Source organism: Arthrobacter sp. 05N429 (assembly GCF_056397045.1).
In genome coordinates, this window is record NZ_JBFTMQ010000001.1 from 662189 (window position 1) to 687135 (window position 24947).

Below are 24947 nucleotides of genomic sequence, written 5' to 3' on the forward strand. Positions count from 1 at the left end.
CCTCAGGAATTCCGCGCAGTGTTGACGACGGCGAGATACTCGGCCGCGCGGCGTTTCCAGTCGAAGGAATCCACGAGTTCCGGCGCCGGTGGGGCGGCGGGGGAGTCGAGCGCTGCCCGGACGTTGTCGGCCCAGGCGCCGGCGTCAGAGGCCTCGGCCAGCCGGACATCCGCTCCGGCCTCCAAGAGGTACCGGGCTGCTCCGACCGGGGTGCTGACGACGGCGGCCCCGGCGGCCACCGCTTCAAGCAGGGTGGTCTGAAACCCTTCGGAAAGTGTCGTGGGGTTAAGGAAGACACTGCCGCGGAGCAGTTCGGCGATCCGGGCGGGGGGCTGCTGGCCATGGATGACGACGCGGTCAGCCAGCGGGGAGGCCCCGGCGCGTGCGGCCAGTGCCGCACGGTCTATCCCGTCGCCGACAATGTGGAGTTCCATGTCCGGGTGGTCGGAGGCGAGTTGCTCCGCCGTCGCGAGGGCGAGATCCCAGCCCTTGCCCGGGACGATGCGGCCGACGTAGACGAGCCGCGTCCGCCGCGCCGGGCTGTCGTCCCCGGCGCCGGTAAACGCAGCGGTGTCGATGGCGTTGTGGAAGACCTCGCCGTTGACTCCCGCGAGGTCGCGGACGAATTCCCTGGCGCCCTCGGAGATGCACAGGACGCGGCTGGCGCCGCGCAGCACCAGGCGGCCCATGGTCCCGTCGACCAGGTTGCTGGCCAGGGCCACCGCGGGGGAGACGCCCTTGACTGCCGCGGAACCGTGTTCCGTGTGGATGCCCGGTACTCCCAGCCGCTTGGCGATCCGGACGCCGATCAGTGACATCGGGAAGAACCGCGTGTGGGTCGAGATTGCTGTCACGGATGTGTCCGCGAGCATCCGCCGGATCTTCCGTGAGGTCCCCGGCCAGGGCCAGGCGAGTACGCCGCCTACTGCCGGGGAGCACTTGAACCGGACGATTCGGGGGTTGGTTTCCAGCTCCGACGGGGTGTCGTTGTCCAGGCAGAAGACGGTCACCCGGGCACCCAGGCTGGCAAGCTGATTGGCCAGCGCAGCGACGTGGAACTCTACGCCGCCGACGCTGGGCAGGTAGTTGTTGACCACAAACGCTATGTGGTGCGCGGAATCCGGAACCGGAAGAACGGGGGCGGTCACTGTAACGGGAGGCTTTCTCTCGGGGCTGCACACCGCCGTCGTCAGCACTTAGCGACGGCCCGATGCGCCGGGTCTAAGTTTGACCACTATACCGGCAGCGCCCTGAGCCCGGGCGGGGCGGCCGCCGGGCATATGGAATACTGGATTCTTGTGAGTCGCACATGGTTCGTTATTCCGATGTACAACGAGGCTACCGTCGTAGGCGGGGTCGTAACGGATCTCCGGAAGGAATTTCCCAACGTTGTCTGCATTGACGACGGCAGCTCCGACGGCTCCCAGGACATTGCGCGGGCGGCCGGCGCCGTCGTTGTCCAGCACCCGATCAACCTCGGTCAGGGCGCAGCCTTGCAGACCGGTTTTGAATACGCACTCCAGGATCCCGATCTCGATTGCATCGTGACATTCGACGCCGATGGCCAGCACCGGATCGAGGACGCCAAGGCCATGGTGGAGCGGGTCCGCAGCGGCGAGGCCGAAATTGTCCTCGGCTCCCGCTTCCTGGACAAGCGGACCAAGCTTTCCCCTGCCAAGCGCGTGGTGCTCAAGACAGCCGCCATCCAGTCACGCCTGGCTACGGGCATGGACCTGACGGACGCCCACAACGGGCTTCGCGCCATCAGCCCCTCCGTTGCCGGACGCATTCACCTCACCCAGAACCGGATGGCCCACGCCTCTGAACTGGTGCACCAGTTGGCGAAGATGCAGCCGCGCTACGTGGAGCATCCTGTGGAGATCATTTACACCGACTACTCCAAAGCCAAGGGCCAGTCGCTGCTAAACGCCGTCAATATCGTCTTCGAACTGTTCTTCAAGTAGCAAAGGCCCCTGACATGTTGATCGTTGTCCAGATTGCGCTGGTCCTTGCCGTAATCATCGTCTCCGTAGCGCTAATGCGCGGCGGATCGAACGCCCGCCACCTTGCCATCCGTCGCATGATGCTTATCTTGTTCGCCGTCGTGGCGGTGCTCTCCATTTTCTTCCCGGGCCTGCTCTCCAGCGTCGCGACCTTCTTCGGCGTCGGCCGCGGTACGGACCTCGTGCTGTACGGCACGATCGTTTCTTTCCTGGTCTTCATGTCCACGACGTACCAGCGTTTCCGTCACATGGAGATCTCGATGACGAAGCTGGCCCGGCGCATCGCCATCGACGAAGTGCCGCGCCCCGAGGTAGCTGCCCAGTCGGAAGCCCGCTAGCCGCGGACTGCCAGAACGAAAGAGGCCGGGCCCGGAACCAGCGATGGTTCCGGGCCCGGCCTCTTTCGTTGCCCGGCCTATCAGGGGTTCTTCGTGATGGAGATGCCGCCCGTCGAGGTCCAGCGGATCGTTCCGTTCACGAAGTTCTGCGTGCAACTCGTGGTGCCGGAACATTGCTCGCGGTCGCGGGGAACTCCCAGTGCTCCGTCGACGCCGCCCTGGCCGAGCCAGGCTTTGCCGATTTCCTTCGTGGTGTTCACTGTCTGCAGCCCGGTGGCCGCGGACCAGGTCACGTAGCCGGAGAGGAACCGCTGGAAGCAGATGGTGCCCTTGCACTGCTCGGCGCTGGCGGGGTAGGACAGCGGGCTGGCGGTTCCGCCCAAGGATTCGTAATAACCGCCAATTGTGGCGGTGGAGCCGTTAGTCCACACCGGCTGGATCCCTCCGGCGGCACTCCAGTACACGTTGCCGTACTGGAATTTCTGCACACAAGTGTTGTTCTGGCAGGTTTCGGCGCTGACCGGGAAACCGTACTTTCCGGCGATGCCGCCGAGATTCAGGGTGTAGTAGGCCGCAATGGTGGAGTTGTCGTTGCTGTAGAACAACGGCTGGATTCCGCCGGCGGCGCTCCAGACAATTGTGCCGTACTGGAAGCGCTGCTGGCAGGACGTTGCGGAGCAGGTCTCCGGCCCGATCGGGAAACCGTAACGGCTCGCGGTGGCGCCGGACTTGACCCAGAGGCCGCCAATGGTGGAGTTGTCGCCGTTGGTGAAGACGGGCTGGGTGCCGCCGGCCGCGCTCCACAGGACCCTTCCGCGCTGGAACAGCTGCTCGCAGTAGTTGGAGTAGCACTTCTCCGCCGACGTCGGGAACCCGTACTTGCTGTTGACCCCGCCGAGCTTGGTCCAGACCCCGCCCACCGTGGAGCTGTCGCCGTTGGTGAATACGGGCTGGATGCCGGTCGCTGCAGTCCAAAAGATCGACCCGCGCTCAAAATACTGCGCGCAGTAGCTGGCGGCGCAGGCTTCGCCGGTGGTGGGCAGGCCGTACTTGCTGTTGGGGCCGCCCTGCTTCTTCCAGTAGGCGCCGATGGTTGAGTTGTCCGTCCCGGAGTAGATGGACTGTACACCCGTCCCGGCGGACCAGTACAGGTCTCCGGTCGCAAAGGTCTGGAAGCAGTAGTTGTCCTTGCAGGCTTCGCTGCCGGTGGGCAGGCCGAACCGGCCCGAAGCGGCACCGGAGCTGCGCCAGACTGAGCCGATTCCGCCAGACGTTGCAACGGACAGGACCCCTCGCTCGGCTGTCCAGTACGCCATCCGCCGCTCGAAAACCTGCTGGCACAGGGAGGCGTTGCAGCTTTCGAGGCTGGTCGCGCGCCCCCAAGCCCCGTTGGCGCCTCCGGCTGCGAGCCAAGCCTGGCCGATGCCGCCGCCGGTGTTGACAGTGACGCCGCCAGCGAATGACCGCAGTTGTGCGAGCGTACCGCGCCAGACGTTGGAGTCGCCGGCGAACGGTCCCGTGCTGCTGTATTGCCAGATGTCGTAGCCCATCCAGCCGTTAGGCAGGATGCCCGGCTGTTGCACGCCGTAGGCCGCGATGTGCAGAGGGTTTCCGGAGAATCCACCGTTGTTGCCGGTGCACGTGCGCCACCAGTCCGTCGTGGTGTAGATCGCGGGAAGTCGCTTCGTCAGTGCATAGACGGTGTCGGAGAATTCCCGGGTCCAGGCTACGATCTGTGCCGGTGTCTGGTCGTAGCAGGTGTTGCCAAAGTATGAGCCGACATAGGGGTTGTATTCGATGTCCAGCAGTGGCGGAAGGGTCATGCCGTCGTCCGACCAGACGCCGCCGTTGGCGACAAAGTAGCGCGCCTGGTCCGCGGCCGTGCCCGCCTCCGGGTGGGGAATCGCGAAGTGGTACGAACCGCGGACCAGCCCGGCGTTGTAGGAGTTGTTGAACTGGGATGAGAATGCGGGACTGAGGTAGTAGTCGCCCTCAGTCGCCTTGACGTAGGCGAACTTGGCACCCATCCCGACTTCCGCTCCCCAATTCACAGCCGGCTGGTGGCCGCTGACATCCAGGCCCTGAACCCCGGGCGGAGTCCACGTGGACGCCGTCGTGGAGCCGTCGGCGGACGCCGCGCCGGGCGCGGCGGTGGCGGCTTCGTATTTGCGCACGCCATCCCCCATTCGCGCGCCATTCGGGCCGATGGTCGAGAGGAACTCGCTGTCCGAAGTGACGGACGGGTCGCTAGGTGCAAGGACAGATGTCGTGGTTTCGGCCAGGGACGAAGTGCTGAGGCTTGTCGGCCCGGCAGCCAGAACCGGGGATGCGGAGCCTAGAACGAGGAGAACTGCCGCGGCGGCCGCGACTCCCGATGGCAGCCGGGGGCGACCCCGTAGAAGGGAAAGAGGGGGCCGGGTTCGACGCATTTTGTTCTCCTGGAGGAAGTAGGCTTCCCGTCTCACCGCCTCCAGTTCAAAGAAGCGCGGTGCGCATAAGGGCCGGCGAGCCGCCGGTAGCCTCCGCATGGTGGACACAACATAGCACCACGGGTGCTGGTGTTGCTAGAGATGCCAATGTTACCCGTGGGACCACGGTCCTGGGTGGGGGCGCGCTGTGGCCCTGCTGCCGCGTGCGCTGCTCAGCCGGCGGGTGGCGTTTCTAGCGGAGTGCGGAGGCGATTTGGGCAGCGAGGGCGCGGGCGGCGGTGGTGGTCACGTGGTTGCCGTCGCGGGACATCAGGACGTTGCGGTGCACGGCCGGGCACACAGACTCGTCGCAGAGCAGATCCACGGTGTCCACGAAGGTTCCTCCACGGGCCGCTACGGCGTCGCGTTCCAGGGTTTGCAGGGCCGCGCTATAAGAGTCGGCACGGTTCACGGCGCAGCGGTCAGGGTCCTTCAGGTTTTTTGAGACACAGGAATTCGGGCTTTGCTGCCAGCTCGGGTTATCGCCAATGATCACCGGTTCGGAACCGGCCGGAAGGCCGTCCAGGAGGGACTCGAGGCCTGCAGCCCACTGCTTGTCGTAGTCGGGGCCGACGCCGGGGAAGTCGCCGTAACTGCGTTCCGAATTGGAAATCACCACTCGGTCCGGTTTGATCTCGCGGATCCGGTCCAGACCGGCCTGCTGGAACTGTTGGCAATTGAAAGGACCACTGATGTCCGGGTGGCCGGTAATGGGGAGCTGCACGGACGGGCAGGCGGACTTGGTGATAGTGACCAGCCGGAAGCCTTCGACGTCGGCGGCTTTCTTCAGGGCCGGGAACCAGTGCCCGGCATGCGAATCTCCGAAGAGAACGACTGTCCGCGGTGAGTCCAGCTTGCCGAATTCGCAGCCCGTGGTGTTGTAGTCCGCACCGTTGTTGTTGCACCCGTTGGTGAAAATGTCCGTGAGGTCCTTGTCCACGGTGTCCAGCGAGGGCGTGAGCGTTGCCTGCGGAATCCATCGGCCGCTGGCGTCGACCAGCGGATCGGCAAAGGGCTCGAGCCCGGCGCCAGCGCGGTCCGCGGCGACGGTCAGCTTGCTGAGTGCCTGGGCGGACTGCAGTGATTGCTGCTGCGCAAGACCCCAACCCCCGAAGCCTGCGACCAGCACCGCCGTCGTGCCGAGCGCGACGGCGTAGGTCAGGCGTTTGCGGCGGTCGACGTTCAGGGCCTGGAAAGGCTTTTCGACGAAGTAGTAGGTCAACGTTGCCAGCACGACGGCGGCGACAGCCAGGACAGCTTTCTCGCGCAGCCGCAGCGGTCCGCCGGCGAGCAGCTGCGGGATGACGAGTAGCGGCCAGTGCCACAGGTACAGCGAATAGGAGATATTGCCCAGGAACAGCATTGGCCGGTTACCCAGTATCCGGTTTGCCCCCGGAGGCATCATCCCGCCGCTGCCGGCGAGGATGATGGCCACCGTGCCGAGCACGGGGAAGAGCGCCACCCAGCCTGGGAATTCCATGGACTTTGTGATGAGCAGCGCGGACAGGACTATCGCGGAAAGTCCAACCCCCAGCAGCAGGCCGCGCAGCCGGGCGTTCAATGCCGTCAGCTTGGCCGAAACCAGGTAGGTCAGCGCGCCCGCGGCCAGTTCCCAGGCGCGGGTGTGCAGGAGATAATACGAGCTGGTGGGCTGCGAGTGGGACAGCACGATGCTCAACGCGAGGGACACCGCAAACACGCCGCCCAGCAGGTACCAGACCAGGTGGCGGGAGCGGCGGGCACGGTGCAGCACGAGGAACAGCATGATCGGCCAGACAAAGTAGAACTGTTCCTCCACCGCCAGAGACCAGAAGTGGACGAACGGGGAGGGCTCCGGGTCGGCAAAGTAGCCGGAGGTCTGGGTCGCGAAGTTGAAGTTGGCCCCATAGAGGGCCGCGGCGATCAGGTCCTTGACGTAGCGGCCCGCCTGCAGCGGCGTCAGCAGTGTCATCACCGCGGTGCCGGAGGCCAGCAGCACCAGCAGGTAGACGGGCGCGAGCCGCTTGAGTCGCCGTGCGTAGAAGGCGGAGAAGGAGAAGGTCCCGGTGCGCTGCAGCTCGCGGATGATCAGTCCGGAGATCAGGAAGCCGGAAATCACGAAGAAGACGTCCACACCCACGAAACCGCCGGGGATGAACGGCGCCCCCATGTGATAGAGCAGCACCGAGCCAACGGCGATGGCCCGCAGGCCCTGGATGTCGTTGCGCAGCGAAGACTTCGGCGCAGTGGGCCGCGCCAGCGGGCGTTCGAGCGTTCGTTCGGCCGTGATCGGCGGCATGGAATACTTCCTGTTTCAGGGCAGTTCGGGCGCGAAATCCACAGGGCTCCGCCGGCATCCAAACTCCGGACGTCTCTTCCCATGGTAATTGTTGGGCGCCGCGGCGGCACAATCACGGGCCCGGTGCCACACGCGCGGAATGCGACGTGAGGCGCTTCCGACCTACACTGGAGCGCATGAAGGTATTGGTTACCGGCGGCGCCGGCTACATCGGATCGCACACGACGCTTTGTCTCCTCGAGGAGGGGCACGAGGTTGTCGTCCTCGACAACCTGATGAATTCGAACCCCGAGTCCCTGCGCCGGGTGGAGGGGCTCACCGGCAAAAAGGTGGACTTCCGCGAGGTCGACCTGCTCGATGCCGCCGCCGTCGATGCCGTCTTCGCCGAGGGCGGCTTTGAGGCCGTCATCCACTTCGCCGGGCTGAAAGCGGTGGGGGAGTCGGTGGAGAAGCCGCTCTGGTACTACCAGAACAATGTGGTGGGCACCCTGAACCTGCTCCACAGCATGGACGCAGCCGGCGTTCGCAGGCTGGTCTTCAGTTCCTCTGCCACCGTCTACGGCGCTTCGGAGGAAGTCCCGCTCATCGAAAAAGCCCCGCTGGATGCCACCAACCCCTACGGCCGGACCAAAGAACAGATCGAGGACATCCTCTCCGACCTTGGTGCCGCCGACCCGAGCTGGAGCATCGCACTGCTGCGCTACTTCAACCCGGTGGGCGCCCACGAGTCCGGCCTGATCGGAGAGGACCCCAGCGGTATCCCCAACAACCTGCTCCCGTTCGTGGCCCAGGTGGCGGTGGGTCGCCGCGAAAAGGTCATGGTGTTCGGCAACGACTACCCGACGCCGGACGGCACCGGCGTGCGCGACTACATCCACGTGATGGACCTCGCCGCCGGACACCTGGCCGCACTGGGCTACCTCAGCGGCAATGCCGGCGTGTTCCGCTGGAACCTCGGTACCGGACGCGGCTCCTCCGTGCTGGAGGTTATCGAAGCGTTCGGCAAAGCCGCCGGCAACGCCGTGCCCTACGAGTTCGCCCCCCGCCGCCCCGGTGATGCCGCCGTCAGCTACGCCGATCCCTCGGCCGCGCTCGCCGACTTGGGCTGGTCCGCACACCGCAACCTCGCGCAGATGTGCGAAGACCACTGGCGTTGGCAGAGCAACAACCCGCACGGCTACACCGCGGTGGCCGAGGCTGCCGGCGCCAAAACCAACTAGCGTTCCCGGCGCGGTGGCCTAACCGGGAAAGCGACCAGTGCGGTGCGCTTATCCACAACCGTGTTGGCGCACCCTTGCCCGCGCGCCTCGGCTCCTTTAGCTTTAACCCAATTGCAGCGCCCCGGGGACTGGGCAAGCAGTCATATTGGGGGCCACTGTGGAGGCTGTACGCATTGTCGAGGACGAAGTCCGCGAGCTGATTCGCCGGCGTGGCCTCGATCCCTTGAGGCAGGCCGGTGAAGTCCGCCGCCTGGTCGAGGCAGCAGTCATGGATTACGACGAGCGGGCCTTGCTGGGCCCCCTCCCGCCAATCGGTCCGCTAGAGACAGCCAGGCGGTTCGTCTTCGACGCAGTAGCCGGGTTCGGGGCCCTCCAGCCCCTTCTCGACGACCCGGCCATCGAGGAAATCTGGCTCAACGCTCCGAACGAGATCTACGTTGCCCGGAACGGCGAATCCGAGCTGACCTCGGTCTCGCTCACGGACCAGCAAGTCCGGGACCTCGTGGAACGGATGCTCAAGAGTTCCGGACGCCGGCTCGACATGTCCTCCCCCTTTGTCGACGCCGCTCTTCCCGACGGTTCCCGGCTGCACGTCGTAATTCCGGACGTGACACGGCGTCACTGGGCCATCAACATCCGCAAGTTCGTCGTGAAAGCCAGCAGGCTCGAACATCTCGTGGAACTGGGCACACTGACACCGCAGGCGGCCAGGTTCCTCGGCGCTGCCGTGGCCAGCGGCCTCAACATCCTGGTCTCCGGCGCAACCCAGGCGGGCAAGACCACCATGCTCAATTGTCTTGCGGCGAGCATCGGAACCCGCGAGCGCGTCATCACCGTCGAGGAAATCTTCGAGTTGCAGTTTCCGCTGCGGGACGTCGTGGGGCTGCAGTGCCGGCAGCCCAACTTGGAAGGTGAAGGCGAAATCCCGATGCGCAGGCTGGTCAAGGAGGCCCTGCGTATGCGCCCCGACCGTCTGGTGGTGGGCGAGGTCCGCGAGGCCGAGAGCCTGGACATGCTGATCGCCCTAAATTCCGGGCTTCCCGGCATGTGCACCGTCCACGCCAATTCGTCCCACGACGCAGTCACCAAGATCTGCACTCTCCCGTTGCTGGCAGGCGAGAACATCTCGAGCGCCTTCGTCGTGCCGACGGTGGCTTCCTGCATTGACCTCGTGGTCCACTGTGCCCGCCATGCCAGCGGACGCAGAGAGGTGACAGAGATCCTGTCGTTGGGCCGACGGGTGGAAAACGGCATCATCGAGTCCTCCATGGTTTTCGCCCTCGCGGACGGACAGCTGCAACCCAAGGCCAACTCGATGCCGGCAGCCGAGAAGTTCGCCCGTTCTGGTTACGACGTCGCGGCCCTGCTGGAGCCGCGCTGATGGCCGCGCTGCTCGGCATGCTTGCCGGTGCGGGGCTCCTGCTGGTCTGGTGGTCTGCCTGGGAACAACCCAAGGCTGCCAGTGCCAGTCCTCCCAAGACCAAGCGTCTGGAGGACTTGCTGCGGACCGCAGGAATCGAGAAGGTCAGCGGCCCCGGCCTCCTGGCAAGCTGCCTCGGCGTCGGAGTCTTCACAACGCTCGTCTTCTTTGCCGTGACCAGGTCGTGGCCGATCGCTGGCTGCTTTGGCCTGTTCGGGGGCTGGCTCCCCATGGCCATCGTGAAATGGCGCGCGCGGAAGCGCGCGGCTGTGCTGCGCCAGCTCTGGCCCGACGTCGTCGACCACCTGCGGTCGGCGATCCGGGCTGGCCTGTCGCTCCCGGAGGCACTCATCCAGCTGGGTGACAAGGGTCCGGAGGAACTCCGCCCGGTGTTCCGCGATTTTGGCTCCGATTACCGTTCGGGAGGGCAGTTCGATCCTTCGCTGACCCGCCTGAAGGACCGGCTGGCGGATCCCGTGGCCGACCGGATCATCGAGGCCCTCCGGCTGACCAGGGAGGTGGGCGGCTCGGATCTTGGCCGCTTGTTGGGCACCCTGGCGGAATTTCTGCGGGAGAGCGCCCGCACCAGAAGCGAACTGGAGGCCCGTCAATCCTGGACCGTCAACGCCGCCCGGCTCGCGGTGGCAGCGCCCTGGATAGTCCTGGTGCTGCTGGCAAGCAGGCCCGAAGCGGTGGCTGCCTACAACACTCCCGTAGGGGCCGCCGTCCTGCTTGGCGGGCTGGCGGTTTCCCTGATCTCCTATGCCGTCATGCTGCGCATTGGTGCGCTGCCGGCCGATGAGAGGGTGCTCCGGTGACCGGGCTGACGGCGGCGGCCGTGGCCTGCGGACTCGTCCTCGGCAGCGGCGCCTGGCTGTTGATGGTCAGGCTGCCGTTTATGCGCCCGGCTACGTTTGTTGAACGCATCGCCCCTCAGCTGAAGTCCCATAACGTGGAATCCCGGCTCCTGCGGACCGTACCGGGAAACATCACGCCTTTCGGACCCCTGGAGCGGATTCTGCGTCCGGTCATCGGCGACGCCGTGACGCGGCTGGGGAGACTGAATCCGGGCTCCTCGGCCCTGAACCGCCGTCTGGCCAGGGCCGGGGGCGACAAGTCGCCGGCCGACTTCAGGGCAGAGCAGCTTCTCTGGGGCGCAGCCGGATTTGTCCTGGCGGTCGGAGCCGTCGTTCTTTTCGGCGCGGCCGGACGGTTCAGCCCCCTCCTGGCCGCCGTGCTGGTGCTGGGCGGCGCGGCCGGTGGTTTCATGTTGCGGGACTACCTGCTGGGCGCCCAGGTCAGGAAGCGCGAAGCGCGCATGATGGCGGAGTTCCCCAGCATTGCCGAGCTCATGGCACTCGCGGTGAGCGCAGGTGAAAGTGCCACGGGCGCACTGGACAGGGTGTGCCGCAGCGCCCGGGGAGAGTTGTCCAAGGACTTCACCCGCATCCTGGCGGAGACCCGGGCAGGGAAGCCGCTCGTGGAAGCCCTGCAGGAGTTCTCGGCACGGACGGAGCTTGGACCGTTGCTCCGCTTCGTGGACGGGCTGATCGTGGCGGTCGAACGGGGAACGCCCCTCGCCGATGTGCTGAGGGCACAGGCCCAGGACGTGCGGGACACGGCTAAGCGCGAACTGATGGAGTCCGCCGGAAAGAAAGAAATCGCAATGATGGTGCCCGTCGTCTTTGGCGTTCTGCCGCTGACAGTCTTGTTCGCCGTCTACCCTGGCCTGGCCGCGATCAGCATGGGTTTGTAGATCAGCACGGCTTTTGAAACAGAGGCAAAAGGAACCGCACGAAAACAGCAGGACAACCGAACCGACAAAGGGGAGAAAGTGAAACAGATCCCAAACCGCATGGCGCTATGGCTCTGCAGCATCAACCTTGTGCCCGGACTGGCCAGATTTTCCGCGGCACACGAGGTCACGGGACCTGAACAGGCCGGCGATCACCCCGAGCGGGGCGATGTGCCGGGCTGGGTGATGATCACACTGATGTCGGCCGTCCTCGTAGCAGCCCTGCTCGCGCTCGCCGGCCCCGCCCTGGAAGGACTGTTCAACCAGGCCATGGACAAGGTCGGGCAGTAGCACGTGCGGCTGCCCGGCAGAGGCTGGGGCAGAACGGACGAGCGGGGTTCGGCGGTGGTGGACTTCGTCCTCGTGGGCGGACTGCTGACGCTGTTCTTCCTCGCCATCGTCCAGCTCACCCTGGTCCTCCACGTCCGGAACACGCTGATCGACGCCGCGGCCTCGGGCGCCAGGTACGGGACCCTCGCGGACCGCGGGGCCGGGGACGCCAAGGAACGGACTGCGCAGCTGATTGGGGTCGCGCTCAACCGGGAGTTCGCCACGGACGTGACGACCGCCGAAGCCACGTACCAGGGCGTCCGGACCCTGGAAGTCACCGTTCGCGCGCCGTTGCCCGTGATCGGGCTGATCGGTCCCCGCGCAGTCCTGGAGGTGAAGGGCCATGCGGCCATCCAGCCCTAACGGCGGCGACGACGCCGAGCGGGGAAGCGCCGTCGTCGAATTCACGTTCCTCTCACTGCTGCTGATGGTGCCGCTGGTCTACTTCATCATCACCATGAGCCAGCTCCAGGGCGGCGCCTTCGCGGTCGTCGGCGCCGCGGACCAGGCAGCCAAGGTCTTCGTCGCCCAGCCCGACGCCGCAGGCGGCCGGGCCGCCGCCGAGCAGGCCGTTCTGCTGGCGCTCGCCGACCACGGGCACTCCGCGACAGACGCCCGGGTCGAAACGAGTTGTGCCCCGGCAGACTGCATGGACGCCGGCTCGGCCGTGACGGTCACTGTCCACCTCACGGTGCCGTTGCCGTTTGTCCCGTTCAGCGAGGCACTGAATCTGAACGCGGGACAGCTCAGCGCCTCCGCCACGCAACTGGTGGGACGCTTCCGATGACTCGTCCCCCACAGCAGCACCCCGGCCGGCGCCCGCGGAAAGGACCGGGCGCCGGTCAACCACGCCGGAGCCAGCGCAACGACGACGGTCAACTCATGGTGCTGATCATCGGCTACGTGCTGCTCGCCCTGCTGCTGGCCACCGTCGTCACCGCCGCCTCGAGCGTCTACATCGAGCACAAGAAGCTCCTGTCGCTGGCAGACGGAGCCTCCGTGGCCGCCGCGGACAGCTTCACGCTGGGACAGCTTGAGACCGCCGGGGGCAGCCCCACCGCCGTCCTCACCGGCGCCCGCGTGCGAAGCGCCGCCGTCGACTTCCTGGACCACAGCAGCTCCTACACCCGGTTCAGCGGCCTCAGCATCGGGCCGGGAACGGGCAGCCCGGACGGCTCCACCGCCGTCGTGGTGCTCAGCGCCGCCGTCCACCCGCCCGTGGTCAATTTCCTGGTTCCCGACGGGATCAGGATCGAAGCGAGTTCGACGGCGCGTTCCCGGCTCACGCGGTGAGCCCCCCGACCGGGTCCGGGCGGTTCGCACGGATAGCGTAGGCTTAAAAAACCATGGCAAACATTGATTTTCCCGCAGAAATCCGCGCCCTGCGCGCCACGTACACCTCGATCGAGAACGTTTCGAACGTCGAGGCGCTGAAGGAAGACATCGCCGAGCTCAGCGAACGGGCCGGCGAACCGAATCTGTGGGACGATCCAGCGGCCGCCCAGGTGATCACCTCGAGGCTCTCGCACCGCCAGTCCGAACTGGCCCGCCTGAACTCCCTCACGTCCCGGATCGACGACCTGGAAGTCCTCGTCGAGCTGGGCCAGGACGAGGACGACGCCGCCTCGATGGGCGAGGCTGCCGCCGAACTGGAGTCCATCCGCAAGGCGCTGAAGGACCTCGAGGTCGTGACCCTGCTGTCCGGCGAGTTCGACGAGCGCGAAGCGGTCGTCACGATCCGCGCCGGCGCCGGGGGAGTGGACGCCGCAGACTTTGCCGAAATGCTGATGCGGATGTACCTGCGCTGGGCAGAACGCCACGGCTACCCGACCACCATCATGGACACCTCCTACGCCGAGGAAGCCGGGCTGAAGTCCGCCACTTTCGAGGTCAAGGCCCCCTACGCCTACGGCACGCTCAGTGTCGAGGCGGGCACGCACCGCCTGGTCCGGATCAGCCCGTTCGACAACCAGGGCCGCCGCCAGACCTCGTTCGCCGCCGTCGAGGTCATCCCGCTGATCGAGCAGACGGACTCCATCGACATCCCGGACAACGAGATCCGCGTCGACGTCTTCCGGTCCTCGGGCCCGGGCGGCCAGTCCGTCAACACCACGGACTCCGCCGTGCGCCTGACCCACATCCCCACCGGCACAGTGGTCTCGATGCAGAACGAGAAATCGCAGCTGCAGAACCGTGCGGCCGCCCTGCGCGTGCTGCAGTCCCGGCTGCTGCTGCTGAAGAAGGAACAGGAGGACGCCGAGAAGAAGGCGTTCGCCGGCGACGTCAAAGCCTCGTGGGGCGACCAGATGCGCTCCTACGTCCTGAACCCGTACCAGATGGTCAAGGACCTCCGCACCGAGCACGAGGTCGGCAACACCTCGGCCGTGTTCGACGGCGAGATCGACGACTTCATCGACGCCGGCATCCGCTGGCGGACCGACAACCGCAACGCGGACAAGTAGACGCAACCCGCAGGAACAGGCAGCCTGCCCCATCCGCCTCTGGCGTCACATCCGCCCCTCGGGTCTAATCCTGCGACACGCCCCCGCGCTCAGCCGGATCCGCCCGGGCCCGTGCGTATAGTCGAGAAGCCGGAGCTCTACTTCCCCCACTAGAAAGCCCGCGCACCGGCAGCAGAACTGGGCCCTACCGTCCCCGTCCTGCAGGGTTCTAGGGCCATGATCCGTTTCGAAAATGTCACCAAGGTCTATGACCAGAAGGCGCGACCCGCGCTGGACTCCATCAACCTTGAGATCGACCGCGGCGAATTCGCCTTCCTCGTCGGAGCCTCGGGCTCCGGCAAATCGACCTTCCTGCGCCTCGTCCTCAAAGAGGACCGCGCATCCTCCGGCGCCGTGTACGTGGCCGGCCAGAACGTGGCGAACATCTCCAGCTGGCGCGTGCCCAGGCTCCGCCGCGGGATCGGCGTCGTGTTCCAGGACTTCCGCCTGCTGCCGCAGAAAACCGTGTTCGCCAACGTCGCCTTCGCCATGCAGGTCATCGGCAAGAGCCGCAGCGTCATCCGCGACACCGTGCCCGAGGTCCTCAAGACCGTCGGCCTCGAAGGCAAGGAAAACCGCCTCCCGCACGAACTATCCGGCGGCGAGCAGCAGCGCGTGGCGATCGCCCGCGCCGTCGTCAACCGCCCCGGCATCCTGCTCGCGGATGAGCCCACCGGCAACCTGGACCCCACCACCTCCATGGGCATCATGGGCGTGCTGGACAAGATCAACCAGAACGGCACCACCGTGGTCATGGCAACCCACGACGACGACATCGTCAACGAGATGCGCAAACGTGTCGTCGAACTCCGCAACGGCGTCATCATCCGGGACGAAGCCAAGGCACTCTACACGTCCATGATTCCGGTCGTGGGCCAGTCCCGCCGGCTGCGCGACGCGAGCGGCCGGGATCCCCAGTCCGCTGCCCCGGCAGCCACCACCCGCGCCGAAGCCCGCGCCGCAGGGGAGGCCCAGCTGTGAGGCTCCAATTCGTCCTCGCCGAGATCGGCAGCGGCCTGCGCCGCAACCTGTCCATGGTGGTCTCGGTCATCCTGGTGACGTTCGTGTCGCTGACCTTCGTTGGCGCCGCCGGCATGCTCCAGCTCCAGATCAACCAGATGAAGGGCTACTGGTACGACAAAGTCCAGGTCGCGATTTTCCTCTGCAGCGACGGTTCGACGGCGGCCGGGTGCGCCACCGGCCCCGCCACTGCGGAGCAGCAGGAAAACCTGCGCAAGGTCCTGGAGTCGCCCGCGGTGGCCCAGTACGTCAACGACTTCCAGTTCGAGTCCAAGGACGACGCCTACAAGCACTTCAAAGAACAGTTCTCCAATTCCCCGATCGTCGACTCGGTGACGCCGGACCAGCTGCCCGCCTCCTTCCGGATCAACATGAAGGACCCGGAAAAGTACCAGATCATCAGCGAAACCTTCTCCTCGCAGGCCGGCGTGGAAACCGTGATCGACCAGCGCCAGCTCCTGGAGCGGCTCTTCTCCGTCATGAACGCGGCCTCCCTCGTGGCCGTGAGCGTCGCCGGCGTCATGATCATCTGTGCCATCCTGCTCATCGCCACCACGATCCGGCTTTCGGCCTTCAGCCGGCGCCGGGAGACGGGGATCATGCGCCTCGTCGGGGCGTCGAAGATGGTGATCCAGCTGCCCTTCATCCTCGAAGGCGTAATTGCCGCCGTGATTGGCGCGGCGCTGGCGTCAGGAACGCTGTGGGCCGTGGCGCACTTCTTCCTCGGCGGCTATCTGTCCAGGCAGTATCCCGATACCGCCTTCATCTCCGCAGGTCAGACGCTGATTCTGGCACCGGCACTGATCGGTCTCGGCATTTTGCTGGCAGGGGTATCATCACTGCTTACGCTACGTCGATACTTGAAGGTCTAGCGTGCTTAACGAAAAAGGAACGTCCATGACACCGCTGCAACGACCCGCCCCGAAGCCGGGGGCAGCCCGGCTCCGCGTGGCCGGCCGCCGCAGCCGCCTCATCAGCGCCACCCTGGCGCTCTTCCTGGCGGCGAGCATGGGCGCGCCTACCCCGGTGGCATTCGCCGACAACCTTGAGGACCAGCAGGCCGCCCTCCGCGACGAGGCGGCCCGGGTCCAGCATTCCCTCGAATTCGTGGACTCCCGGATCGCCCAGGCCGCCTCGGACCTGGTCCTCTACCAGGGCCAACTGCCCGGGGCCCAGCAGGCCCTGCTGGAAGCCCAGGGGCGCGTCGCGAGTGCGGTCAAGGAAGCCGAGGCCCTCGCCGCCCGCGTGGACCTTGCGCAGCAGAACAAGGCCAAGATCACCCAGCAGCTCGAGACGGACCAGCAGAAAATTGCCGACACCAAGAAGCTGATCGGCCAGATCGCCACCCAGGCCTACAAGTCCGGCGGTGTGCCCTCCAACCTCTCGCTGTTCTTCGGCTCCAACAACGGCGGCAGCCTCACGGATACGATCGACCTCGCCGACCAGGCGATGCGCAGCCAGAACTCCGCGATGGACAAACTCACCCAGCAGAACGCCACCAACGTCAACTCACAGGCCCGGCTGGAAGCAGTGGAAGCCGAGATCAAGGATCTTAAGGCCAAGGCCGACGCCGCGCTGGCACGCGAACAGGCCGCCCGCGATGAGGCGGAGGCCCAGAAGGCCCAGGTGGACAAGCTCATCGCCGACACCACCCGGCTCGACGCCGAACTCCAGGCAGCCAAGCCGGGAATCCAGAACCAGCTCGCCCAGGTCAAGGCGCAGCAGGACGCTGTCGCGGCTGAAATCGCCGAACGCGACCGCAAGCTGCGCGAAGCCTGGGAAGCCGAGCAGCGCCGCATCGCGGAGGCAGCCGCAGCGGCGGCCCGCGCCCAGGGCCAGGCCAAGCCCCCGTACGTGCCCGCCCCGCCAGGGAACCCGTCCGCGTTCGGGCTCCGGAGCCCCTTCAACGGCGTCCGGATCAGCTCGGGCTTCGGTTGGCGCGCGACGCCGCCGGGCACCATCGACTTTTACGGCCAAGGCGGCTACATGCACACCGGCATCGACTTTGCCGCGGCCTGCGGCACCCCCGTCTACGCCGCGGCGGCAGGCACCGTGTACTCGGCCGGATGGGCCAACGACGGCGGCGGCAACAACGTCAAAATCTCGCACGGCGTGGTGCAGGGCAACTCCCTGACAACGATCTACTACCACAACGTCAGTGTTACGGTGTCGCCCGGGCAGCAGGTCAGCCAGGGACAGCTGATCGCCTACTCGGGAACCACCGGCAACTCGACCGGCTGCCACTCGCACTTCGAGACCTGGCTCAACAGCCGGGCCGTTGACCCGATGGGCCTGCTCTGATCCGCCCGGAGCGGAAGCGCTCCGGGCGGACTGCCGTTCTGCCGTAAACTGGAGGAAGCCCTCCGTCCCGGTCCTGCACCGATCCGGTAAAGGGCCTCCCATCGATCCAAGGAGTTCTACCGTGCCGAAAGAAAGTGGCCGTAAGGTAGTGGCCACCAACCGCAAGGCCCGGCACGACTACCTCATCCTCGACACCTACGAGGCCGGAATTGCCCTCATGGGGACAGAAGTGAAGTCCCTCCGCGAGGGACACGCCTCCATGGTGGACGGCTTCTGCACGTTCTACAACGACGAGCTGTGGATGGAGGGCATCCACATCCCCGAATACCACCAGGGGAGCTGGACCAACCACGCCGCCCGCCGCCGTCGGAAGCTGCTGCTGCACCGCGATGAGCTCACCAAGATCTCGCACAAAATCCGCGAATCGGGCTTCACCATCGTCCCGCTTCAGCTGTACTTCGTCGACGGCCGGGCGAAGGTGGAAATCGGCGTCGCCCGCGGCAAGAAGGAATACGACAAGCGCCAGACGCTGCGCGAGCAGCAGGACAAGCGCGAGGCCCTGCGCGTCATGCGCGAGCGGAACCGCCGCTGACGAACCGCCGGAGCGGCCGGGAATGAATCCGGTGGGCCTTGCGTTATGATTGGTAGTCCGGGAAGGATACGAATGTATCCGGCCGGGTTTGATAAAAAAATACGGGGATGATCGGTTTCGACGATGTTAGTCGCGACAGGTGAAGCGGGCCGAGGATGCAGAATTATCTCGTAAACGCTGTCTGCAAACCAATAAGTGCCGAATCAAAACGCACTGACTTCGCTCTCGCTGCCTAAGCAGTAAGACAGTCCGTCAGCCCGAGGTTGCTATTGCCCCGGATCCTGGCGTCATTTAGATAGCCACTGCTGTTTACCTCCGTCATCGGGGTGAACGGGACTCTTAGATGACTGGGCCCGGATCGGCCAGCTGTTTGCAGCATGGCCGGGGCCGAGAAAATCCGACGCAAACTGCGCCCGGAGAAGCCCTGACAACACGACATCGGACGGGGGTTCAATTCCCCCCATCTCCACCATCGGAGCCCCGGAAACGGTGCTCCACCCCGTAGAGTCCCACACAAAAGGCCGGAAGCTTCAGCTTCCGGCCTTTTGCTTTGCCCGGTTGTTGGCAGAAGCGGCGGCCCGGCTGGCGGGCGGCGCTCATCCGAGTGCGTTCAGCGCTTCTTGATATGGGCAACGGGGTCCGAGTGCGTCTCTGCGACGTTCTTGGACTTCTTCTCGGCCCGTTTTTCCTTGATGGTTTTCACGGGTTTCTTGACCGCGCTCCGGTGCGGCGTTTTGTCAGGCATGTGGGCGCTCCCTAACAGCGGGGGCCCGGGATGGCCCCGTGGTACTAAGTTACGCCTCAGGTACCGCGACGTCCACGATGCCGACGAACCGGCTGCCCACACCCTCATACTCGCTGCGGACCAGTCCGGCGCCGACGCCGGGAACCTCATAGGGGGCGTGGTGCGCACAGCACACATAGGTGAAGTCCGGCCACCACTTCTTCGGCCGGGCAGCCTCGGAGAATCCGCAGACCGCACACGTCAGCTGGACCCAGACCGGCCGCTTGCCGGTCCGGTTGGCCTTGGACTGCACCAGCCACGCCGGCGGGTTGTCCAGGAGTTCGCCGAGCTCGGCGTCGCTGAGCCGGGGCGGGATACCGTGACGGTGGGCCATCTCCAGCGGAATGTCGAGGATCTGGGCTGCTTCACGTCGGGTAACCATCCTTCAACGATACGGGATGGGAGGGCCCTCGAATGGCCCGCGAAGGGCCGGCGTTACGCCCGTCACAGGCCGGTGACGGCCAGCCCGAGCGCTGCCGCGGCCAGGCCCGCGATCAGGTTGGCGGCAATGTTGGCGGCGGCCGCGCGGTACCGCGTCTCGCTCACCAGCCGCACCGTGGCGGTGGTCCAGGAACTGAAGGTGGTCAGGCCGCCCGCGAGCCCGGTCGCGAGACCGGCCTGCCACTCGGCCCCCAGCCCCAGCCGGACCGTCAGCCCCATGGCTGCGCCGATGATGAAGGAGCCGGCCACATTGACCGCGAGGGTCGCCCACGGCCAGTGCGGATGGCGCCCCGGGTGGTGCGCGAACCAGGAGTCGACGGCGAAGCGCAGCAGGGCGCCCGCGACGCCGAAGACACCCACCAGCGCGGCGGTGATCATGATGCCCTGCCGCTGAGGTCGGCCAGGGCCTTGCCGGCCTTCCAGCCGGCGGCTGCTGCGCCGAGTCCCAGGACGAGGGAGAGCCCGAGGTAGGCCAGCCAGCTGGCATGGAAGCCGCCACGGTACAGCTGGTCAAGGGAGAACACCACCGCCGAAAAGGTCGTGAACGAACCCAGCAGCCCGGGGCCGAGGCCGGCCCGCAGCCAAAAGGCGGTCTTTGGCCGTGCGATCCAGACGGTGGTGAGGGACGCGAGGACAAAACTTCCGACGACGTTGATTGCCAGGGTGGTCCACGGGACGCTCCCCGCCGCCTCCGGGAACAGCAGCCCGGCCCCGTAGCGCAGTTCCGTTCCGATCAGGCCGCCGACGGCGACGGCGGCCCAGGCGCGCCGTCCCGGCAGTCCAGCCCGCATTCAGCGCCGTTCGAGGCGGCAGCCGGGATGGGTCGTCTCGCTGTGGACCCAGAGCGCGGAGGCGACTTCCTCGGCGAGGTCGAATTCGCGCCGGGTCCCACCGCTCCCGATGAGCACCACCAGGGCACCGCCGAAGGGCTTCCTGCCCAGAACTTCGACGTCCGCGTCCAGCGCGATTTTCTCGGCGGAAAGGTAGCGCAGCAGCTCGGGGTTGTCGTCGCTGATGCGTGTGATCAGGCCGGTGTGGCCGTCGTCGAGCTCGCTCATCCGGTGGGCCGCCGGCATCCGCACGGAGCCGTCGGCGGCCGGGATCGGATCGCCGTGCGGATCCCGCACCGGGTCTCCGAGCTTCGCAGCCATCCGTTCGATGAAGGTGTCGGAGACGGCATGTTCCAGGAGTTCGGCTTCGTCGTGGACCTCGTCCCAGCGGTAGCCGAGCTCCCGCACGAGGAAAGTCTCGATGAGGCGGTGCCGCCGGACCATGGACAGTGCCAGCCGGACACCGTCGGCCGTCAGCGTGATGGCGCTGTAGGGCTGGTGGTCCACGAGGCCCTGGTCCTTGAGTTTGCGGACCATCTCGGAGACCGAAGAGTTGGCGACGCCGAGGCGCTGGGCAAGCTGGGTTGAGGTGATGGGCTTGTCCTGCCACTCCGTAAAGGAGTAGATGACCTTGACGTAGTCCTCGATCGAGGAGGATGGCAGGCTGGTCTTCACACCGTCCAGCCTACCGTCAGGCGGCGCCGGAGAAGGTCAGCCACAGCAGGACCAAGTTGAGTGCGACCACCAGGACCACGGCGGTGATGGCGGCAATGCGGAGTGCCATTCCGTCCGCGAAGCGGCCCATCAGAGCCTTGTTGCTGGTCAGGACGACCAGCGGGACAAGGACGAAGGGAATGCCGAAGCTCAGGACGACCTGGCTGAGGACCAGGCCCCAGGTGGGATCGAAGCCGATGCTCAGCAGCACTACGGCAGGAATGAGGGTGACGACGCGGCGCGTCATCATCGGGATCCGGATCTTGAGCAGGCCCTGCATGATGGATCCGCCGGCGTAGCAGCCCACGGAGGTTGACGCCAGGCCGGAGGCGAGCAGGCCGACGGCGAAGATGACGCCGACGAGCGGACCCAGGTTGGCCGTGATCGCGGCATGGGCGCCCTCGATGGTGTCCGTTCCCTCCTCGCCGCCCAGGGTCGATGCGGCCAGCAGCAGCATCCCGATGTTCACGATCCCGGCTATGGCGAGGGCAGCCACGACGTCCCAGCGGGTGGCTTTGACAAGACGCGCCAGGGCCGGCGCAGGCACGTGGAGGTGCGGGTTCGGGCGGTGCCGGTCCCGGGAAAGGGCCGAATGGACGTAGATGGCGTGCGGCATCACCGTGGCGCCGAGCATGCTGGCAGCCAGCAGCACGGTGTCCGGACCCTGGAAGCCCGGGATCAGGCCGGCCGCGACGCCCGCCGGGTCCGGCGGGCTGATGAAGAGGCCGGCCAGGAACCCGATCGTGATGATGCCCAGCAGGAAGATGATGATGAACTCGAAGGGCCGCTGCCGGTTCCGGGCCTGGACGGCCAGCAGGAGCATGGAGACGCCGCCGACGATCACGGCACCGAGGGGCAGGGGCAGCCCGAAGAGCAGGTAGAGCGCGATCGCCCCGCCGACCACTTCGGCCAGGTCGGTGGCAGCGGCCACGATCTCGGCCTGGACCCAGAACGCGCGGCGCCAGACCGGCTTGAGCCGCTCGCCGAGGATCTCGGGCAGGCTCTTCCCAGTGACGATCCCGAGCTTGGCGGACTGGTACTGGACCAGCACGGCCATGATGTTGGCGGCCACCAGAACCCAGACCAGGAGGTACCCGTACTGGGCACCGGCTGTGAGGTTCGCCGCCACGTTGCCGGGATCCACGTAGGCGATCGCGGCGACGAACGCAGGGCCCAAAAGGCCGATCATGGCGCGGCGGCTGCCCGGTTTCCGCCGGGCGGGCGCCTGCGGCGCCGGCGCTTCGTGTCCTGTTACTTCCAGCACAGCGGGCTCCCCTGGGTAGGTGCGTCGCATCGACGCGGCCGGTGACGGCGGGCTGGTGCCCGCCCCATAATTTGTAGCTGCCTATAAACAATTATTAGGCATACCGAAACCATAGGCCAGCGTGCAGATTCGGGGCAACGCCACCCCGTGGAACCGCAGGCCCAGCCGGGTCAGGCCCGGACAGCCCGCCAGCTCTGTGTCAGGTAGGGGAGGGGGAGTGTTTCGCCGGGGTCGTGGCCCAGATGCTCGTGCAGGTACCAGTCGAGATTGCCCAGCACCTTGGCGCGGACCGCCTCGCTGGCCGCCAGGTAGTAGCTGCGGGACTTCGTCAGTTCCATGATGTCGGCGGTGCGCACGGGATCTTCCCAGCGAGTGAGGTGGCTCTCCAGCCCCGCGAGTTCCGTCCCCAGCGGAGGCCTGAAATGCGGCTTGTGGACGTCGCCGGCATGCATGATCCGCGAGAGCCGGTGCACCCAGGGAACGGACGTGTCCAGCTGGTTCCAGACAAGCCCCAGGACACCATGGGGGCGGAGGATCCTGGCGATCTCCGTGCTGGCCAGGACGGGATCGCACCAGTGCCACGCCTGGGCGACGGTGACGACGTCGAAAGCCCCGGAGGGCAGTCCGGTGTGCTCGGCGGTACCCTCGACGGCGGTGACGCCCGGAAGCGTCCTGCGCAGCTGCTCCAGCATGTCGGCGGACGGGTCAACAGCCACCGTGCGCAGCCCGCGCCCGGCCAGCAGCGCCGTGAACTTCCCGGTGCCGGCGCCCACGTCAGCGGCGTCCTTCGCCCCGGCGGGAATCAGCCAGTCGGCCGAATCGTCGGGGTAGCCCGGGCGCACGCGTTCGTAGTGCTCCCCGCCGTCCTGGAAGCTCTGCCCGAGCTCCTGGCGCCGTTCCCCGTGCAGTTTGGGGCCACCGCGTGCCACGTGCGATCTCCTTCGGCAGGTCCGGATGGGTACTCTCCGAATTTACCGCACGCGGCAGGGGCCCCGATGCCAGATTGTTTCCCCGCCCAGTCAGTCCTGGGTGCAGGGGGCCGCGCCGGCAGTGCCGGGCGTGTTGGGTGCCCAGTGCGGGTAGCTGCGGGTGTCATTCGACGGAACCCACCTTCCCGCGTCCACCACGTAGTCCCAGCCGAGGCCGGTCTGGCGCAGCTCCTGGATACCGGCGAGCAGACGCTGGGCGTCCTCCAGCCGGGACCCGACACCGAAGCTGGCCCGCAGCGAGCCGGAGGGCAGCCCGAGCCGACGGAGCAGAGGGTGTGCGCAGAAGCGGCCGTCGCGCAGCCCGATGCCGTGTTCGGCCGAGAGATACGCCGCCACCAGGCCCGCGTCGTAGCCTTCCACGGAGAAATTGACGACGCCGATCGTGCCGGTGCCAGCCCCGTTCCCCGGTTCGTGGCCTGCCGGCACGTCGTAGGATGCACTGTCCGAGAAGATCTGGTGGACGGTCACGCCGTCGATCCGGGTGAGGCCCTCGACGAGGAACGACCGGATGGCGTTTTCGTGCGAGTGCCACTGGTCCACGTCCAGGCCGGCAATGACCTGGGTGGCCCGGGCCAGGGTGGCGGCGCCGAGGACATTGGGGGAGCCGCCTTCGTGCCGGGCGGGGCCGGTGGTCCAGCTGACCGTGTCGATCCGGGCGTCCTGCACGGCTCCGCCGCCGGCCAGGTGCGGCGTGCCGGCGTCGAGCCAGTCGGGACGGCCCACCAGCACTCCCGCGCCGAAGGGTGCGTAGAGCTTGTGCCCGGAGAACGCGAGGTAGTCGACGTCGTCCGCGGTGATGTCGATCCGCCGGTGCGGGGCCAGCTGGGCGGCGTCGACGACGATCCGGGCGCCGTATTCATGGGCCAGGGCGGCCAGTGCCCGGATCGGAAGGATCTCTCCGGTGACGTTGGAGGCGCCGGTGACGGCGAGCAGACTGACGCCGCCGTGGGCGAGTTCCCCGCGGAGCAGTTCCAGCGTGGCGGCGAGGGTGGGTGCGGCGATGACGCTGCGGTGCGGCACCCGCTGCCAGGGCAGGAGGTTGGCGTGGTGTTCGATGTCGAGGTAGAGCACCTCACCGGTGTGCACGCCGTCGACGACGGGCAGGCAGCCGGCCAGCAGGTTCAGGGAATCGGTGGTGTTCCGGGTGAAGATCACGGCGTCGTCCGGACGGCCGCCCACGAAATCTCGGACAATGGTGCGGGAGTTCTCGTAGACCGAGGTGCTGATCTGGGAGGCATAGCCGGCGCCGCGGTGGACACTGGCGTAGAACGGCAGGATTTCGTTGAGGTACGCCGAGACCACCGACAGCGCGGGCGCCGAGGCACCGTAGTCCAGGTTCGCGTAGCGGACGTGGCCGCCCCGGATCAGCGGCGCCTGGATCTCGGCGCCCGTCACCGCGGCCAGCGGACGGCGGGCGAGGGCAAACCGCGCATCTGGATGCGCTTGGCCGGCACCGGCATGGAGTTCGGGGGTGGCGGGAATGGTGGCAGTCGTCATGGGACCTCGCTTGAAAAGGACCCCACGTACCGGGGATCCGCGCTTGCCGGGTCCGTTCCGGACCGGCCAGGTCGTCACCCGGGGCACCCCGCCGCGAATGGAGGGTTGCCGGCCAGCAAACCGGGGTTTAGCGCTGGCACTCGTGACCTGTTTCGAGCCTAG

At 66.7% G+C, this 24947-nt stretch carries 26 protein-coding genes, 1 other RNA gene and 1 riboswitch; of the genes, 16 read left to right on the plus strand and 11 right to left on the minus strand.

What is annotated here, in order from left to right; all coding sequences use genetic code 11:
• Nucleotides 1-2: 2 nt before the first annotated feature.
• The gene (locus tag AC1DF4_RS03110) at nucleotides 3-1148 is read right to left on the minus strand and encodes a glycosyltransferase family 4 protein (RefSeq protein ID WP_476911485.1); all 1146 of its coding nucleotides are present in this window, start codon (nucleotides 1146-1148) and stop codon (nucleotides 3-5) included.
• A gap of 132 nt (nucleotides 1149-1280) precedes the next feature.
• Here AC1DF4_RS03110 and AC1DF4_RS03115 point away from each other — a divergent pair, with 132 nt between their 5' ends.
• Nucleotides 1281-1964 (plus strand): glycosyltransferase family 2 protein, encoded by a 684-nt coding sequence (locus AC1DF4_RS03115; protein WP_476911486.1) that lies wholly within the window; start codon nucleotides 1281-1283, stop codon nucleotides 1962-1964.
• Nucleotides 1965-1978: 14 nt separating this feature from the next.
• Nucleotides 1979-2341, plus strand: coding sequence for a DUF2304 family protein (locus AC1DF4_RS03120; RefSeq protein WP_476911487.1), 363 nt, complete (start codon nucleotides 1979-1981; stop codon nucleotides 2339-2341).
• Between the two features lie 80 nt (nucleotides 2342-2421).
• Here the strand turns inward: AC1DF4_RS03120 and AC1DF4_RS03125 are convergent, their stop codons facing one another.
• Nucleotides 2422-4515, minus strand: a complete 2094-nt coding sequence (locus AC1DF4_RS03125) for a GH25 family lysozyme (RefSeq protein WP_476911488.1) — start codon at nucleotides 4513-4515, stop codon at nucleotides 2422-2424.
• A 487-nt stretch (nucleotides 4516-5002) separates the two neighbouring features.
• On the minus strand, nucleotides 5003-7087 hold the full coding sequence (locus tag AC1DF4_RS03130) for an acyltransferase family protein (protein WP_476911489.1): 2085 nt from the start codon (nucleotides 7085-7087) through the stop codon (nucleotides 5003-5005).
• A 176-nt stretch (nucleotides 7088-7263) separates the two neighbouring features.
• On the opposite strand from AC1DF4_RS03130, the gene galE reads away from it, so the two are divergent.
• The 14 genes from galE to ssrA all read left to right on the plus strand — a co-directional run bounded on the left by galE (nucleotide 7264) and on the right by ssrA (nucleotide 18738).
• Nucleotides 7264-8307 (plus strand): UDP-glucose 4-epimerase GalE, encoded by a 1044-nt coding sequence (galE, locus tag AC1DF4_RS03135; RefSeq protein WP_476911490.1) that lies wholly within the window; start codon nucleotides 7264-7266, stop codon nucleotides 8305-8307.
• A 157-nt stretch (nucleotides 8308-8464) separates the two neighbouring features.
• Nucleotides 8465-9688: a CpaF family protein gene (locus tag AC1DF4_RS03140; RefSeq protein WP_476911491.1), complete on the plus strand. Its 1224-nt coding sequence runs from the start codon at nucleotides 8465-8467 to the stop codon at nucleotides 9686-9688.
• The gene (locus tag AC1DF4_RS03145) at nucleotides 9688-10545 is read left to right on the plus strand and encodes a type II secretion system F family protein (protein ID WP_476911492.1); all 858 of its coding nucleotides are present in this window, start codon (nucleotides 9688-9690) and stop codon (nucleotides 10543-10545) included. Before AC1DF4_RS03140 ends, AC1DF4_RS03145 begins: the two co-directional genes overlap by 1 nt.
• On the plus strand, nucleotides 10542-11483 hold the full coding sequence (locus tag AC1DF4_RS03150; RefSeq protein WP_476911493.1) for a type II secretion system F family protein: 942 nt from the start codon (nucleotides 10542-10544) through the stop codon (nucleotides 11481-11483). The genes AC1DF4_RS03145 and AC1DF4_RS03150 overlap by 4 nt, the downstream gene beginning before the upstream one ends.
• A 99-nt stretch (nucleotides 11484-11582) precedes the next feature.
• Nucleotides 11583-11813: a hypothetical protein gene (locus tag AC1DF4_RS03155; protein ID WP_476865638.1), complete on the plus strand. Its 231-nt coding sequence runs from the start codon at nucleotides 11583-11585 to the stop codon at nucleotides 11811-11813.
• A 57-nt stretch (nucleotides 11814-11870) separates the two neighbouring features.
• Complete coding sequence (locus AC1DF4_RS03160) at nucleotides 11871-12215, plus strand: TadE family protein (protein WP_476911629.1); 345 nt, start codon at nucleotides 11871-11873, stop codon at nucleotides 12213-12215.
• A complete protein-coding gene (locus AC1DF4_RS03165) occupies nucleotides 12196-12639 on the plus strand; it encodes a hypothetical protein (protein WP_476911494.1) in 444 nt (147 codons plus the stop codon). The genes AC1DF4_RS03160 and AC1DF4_RS03165 overlap by 20 nt, the downstream gene beginning before the upstream one ends.
• On the plus strand, nucleotides 12636-13145 hold the full coding sequence (locus tag AC1DF4_RS03170) for a pilus assembly protein TadG-related protein (protein ID WP_476911495.1): 510 nt from the start codon (nucleotides 12636-12638) through the stop codon (nucleotides 13143-13145). The genes AC1DF4_RS03165 and AC1DF4_RS03170 overlap by 4 nt, the downstream gene beginning before the upstream one ends.
• A 53-nt stretch (nucleotides 13146-13198) precedes the next feature.
• Nucleotides 13199-14314, plus strand: coding sequence for a peptide chain release factor 2 (gene prfB / locus AC1DF4_RS03175; RefSeq protein WP_476911496.1), 1116 nt, complete (start codon nucleotides 13199-13201; stop codon nucleotides 14312-14314).
• Between the two features lie 216 nt (nucleotides 14315-14530).
• Complete coding sequence (gene ftsE, locus AC1DF4_RS03180) at nucleotides 14531-15334, plus strand: cell division ATP-binding protein FtsE (protein ID WP_441404595.1); 804 nt, start codon at nucleotides 14531-14533, stop codon at nucleotides 15332-15334.
• Nucleotides 15331-16245: a permease-like cell division protein FtsX gene (gene ftsX, locus AC1DF4_RS03185; protein WP_441404596.1), complete on the plus strand. Its 915-nt coding sequence runs from the start codon at nucleotides 15331-15333 to the stop codon at nucleotides 16243-16245. Before ftsE ends, ftsX begins: the two co-directional genes overlap by 4 nt.
• A 25-nt stretch (nucleotides 16246-16270) precedes the next feature.
• Entirely contained in the window at nucleotides 16271-17674 is a 1404-nt protein-coding gene (locus tag AC1DF4_RS03190) for a peptidoglycan DD-metalloendopeptidase family protein (protein ID WP_476911497.1), read from the plus strand.
• 121 nt (nucleotides 17675-17795) lie between these two features.
• Nucleotides 17796-18266 (plus strand): SsrA-binding protein SmpB, encoded by a 471-nt coding sequence (smpB, locus tag AC1DF4_RS03195; protein WP_224047014.1) that lies wholly within the window; start codon nucleotides 17796-17798, stop codon nucleotides 18264-18266.
• Nucleotides 18267-18369: 103 nt separating this feature from the next.
• Nucleotides 18370-18738, plus strand: a transfer-messenger RNA (tmRNA) gene (gene ssrA, locus AC1DF4_RS03200).
• A 138-nt stretch (nucleotides 18739-18876) separates the two neighbouring features.
• Here ssrA and AC1DF4_RS03205 read toward each other — a convergent pair.
• The 8 genes from AC1DF4_RS03205 to AC1DF4_RS03240 form a co-directional block, all read right to left on the minus strand.
• Nucleotides 18877-19011, minus strand: a complete 135-nt coding sequence (locus AC1DF4_RS03205; RefSeq protein WP_263422131.1) for a hypothetical protein — start codon at nucleotides 19009-19011, stop codon at nucleotides 18877-18879.
• 49 nt (nucleotides 19012-19060) lie between these two features.
• On the minus strand, nucleotides 19061-19432 hold the full coding sequence (locus AC1DF4_RS03210; protein WP_441404598.1) for a hypothetical protein: 372 nt from the start codon (nucleotides 19430-19432) through the stop codon (nucleotides 19061-19063).
• 62 nt (nucleotides 19433-19494) lie between these two features.
• A complete protein-coding gene (locus AC1DF4_RS03215) occupies nucleotides 19495-19869 on the minus strand; it encodes a fluoride efflux transporter FluC (protein WP_476911498.1) in 375 nt (124 codons plus the stop codon).
• Nucleotides 19866-20282 carry a fluoride efflux transporter FluC gene (locus tag AC1DF4_RS03220; protein WP_476911499.1) on the minus strand — a complete coding sequence of 139 codons (417 nt, stop codon included), beginning with the start codon at nucleotides 20280-20282 and terminating at the stop codon, nucleotides 19866-19868. The genes AC1DF4_RS03215 and AC1DF4_RS03220 overlap by 4 nt, the downstream gene beginning before the upstream one ends.
• Nucleotides 20283-20996 (minus strand): metal-dependent transcriptional regulator, encoded by a 714-nt coding sequence (locus AC1DF4_RS03225; RefSeq protein ID WP_476911500.1) that lies wholly within the window; start codon nucleotides 20994-20996, stop codon nucleotides 20283-20285.
• A 16-nt stretch (nucleotides 20997-21012) separates the two neighbouring features.
• Nucleotides 21013-22299, minus strand: coding sequence for an Nramp family divalent metal transporter (locus AC1DF4_RS03230; protein WP_476911501.1), 1287 nt, complete (start codon nucleotides 22297-22299; stop codon nucleotides 21013-21015).
• Between the two features lie 170 nt (nucleotides 22300-22469).
• The gene (locus AC1DF4_RS03235; RefSeq protein WP_476911502.1) at nucleotides 22470-23228 is read right to left on the minus strand and encodes a class I SAM-dependent methyltransferase; all 759 of its coding nucleotides are present in this window, start codon (nucleotides 23226-23228) and stop codon (nucleotides 22470-22472) included.
• Between the two features lie 90 nt (nucleotides 23229-23318).
• Nucleotides 23319-24785: an aminotransferase class V-fold PLP-dependent enzyme gene (locus tag AC1DF4_RS03240; RefSeq protein ID WP_476911503.1), complete on the minus strand. Its 1467-nt coding sequence runs from the start codon at nucleotides 24783-24785 to the stop codon at nucleotides 23319-23321.
• Nucleotides 24786-24819: 34 nt separating this feature from the next.
• A riboswitch (SAM riboswitch) is annotated at nucleotides 24820-24933 on the minus strand.
• Nucleotides 24934-24947: the final 14 nt, after the last annotated feature.

Coding starts and splice junctions, on each gene's coding strand:
- AC1DF4_RS03240 (WP_476911503.1), bottom strand. CDS start 24,785: ATGACGACTGCCACCATTCCCGCCACCCCCGAACTCCATGCCGGTGCC.
- AC1DF4_RS03120 (WP_476911487.1), top strand. CDS start 1,979: ATGTTGATCGTTGTCCAGATTGCGCTGGTCCTTGCCGTAATCATCGTC.
- AC1DF4_RS03145 (WP_476911492.1), top strand. CDS start 9,688: ATGGCCGCGCTGCTCGGCATGCTTGCCGGTGCGGGGCTCCTGCTGGTC.
- AC1DF4_RS03170 (WP_476911495.1), top strand. CDS start 12,636: ATGACTCGTCCCCCACAGCAGCACCCCGGCCGGCGCCCGCGGAAAGGA.
- AC1DF4_RS03215 (WP_476911498.1), bottom strand. CDS start 19,869: ATGATCACCGCCGCGCTGGTGGGTGTCTTCGGCGTCGCGGGCGCCCTG.
- AC1DF4_RS03210 (WP_441404598.1), bottom strand. CDS start 19,432: ATGGTTACCCGACGTGAAGCAGCCCAGATCCTCGACATTCCGCTGGAG.
- galE (WP_476911490.1), top strand. CDS start 7,264: ATGAAGGTATTGGTTACCGGCGGCGCCGGCTACATCGGATCGCACACG.
- prfB (WP_476911496.1), top strand. CDS start 13,199: ATGGCAAACATTGATTTTCCCGCAGAAATCCGCGCCCTGCGCGCCACG.
- AC1DF4_RS03220 (WP_476911499.1), bottom strand. CDS start 20,282: ATGCGGGCTGGACTGCCGGGACGGCGCGCCTGGGCCGCCGTCGCCGTC.
- AC1DF4_RS03205 (WP_263422131.1), bottom strand. CDS start 19,011: ATGCCTGACAAAACGCCGCACCGGAGCGCGGTCAAGAAACCCGTGAAA.
- ftsE (WP_441404595.1), top strand. CDS start 14,531: ATGATCCGTTTCGAAAATGTCACCAAGGTCTATGACCAGAAGGCGCGA.
- AC1DF4_RS03130 (WP_476911489.1), bottom strand. CDS start 7,087: ATGCCGCCGATCACGGCCGAACGAACGCTCGAACGCCCGCTGGCGCGG.
- AC1DF4_RS03155 (WP_476865638.1), top strand. CDS start 11,583: ATGGCGCTATGGCTCTGCAGCATCAACCTTGTGCCCGGACTGGCCAGA.
- AC1DF4_RS03165 (WP_476911494.1), top strand. CDS start 12,196: ATGCGGCCATCCAGCCCTAACGGCGGCGACGACGCCGAGCGGGGAAGC.
- AC1DF4_RS03190 (WP_476911497.1), top strand. CDS start 16,271: ATGACACCGCTGCAACGACCCGCCCCGAAGCCGGGGGCAGCCCGGCTC.
- AC1DF4_RS03115 (WP_476911486.1), top strand. CDS start 1,281: ATGGAATACTGGATTCTTGTGAGTCGCACATGGTTCGTTATTCCGATG.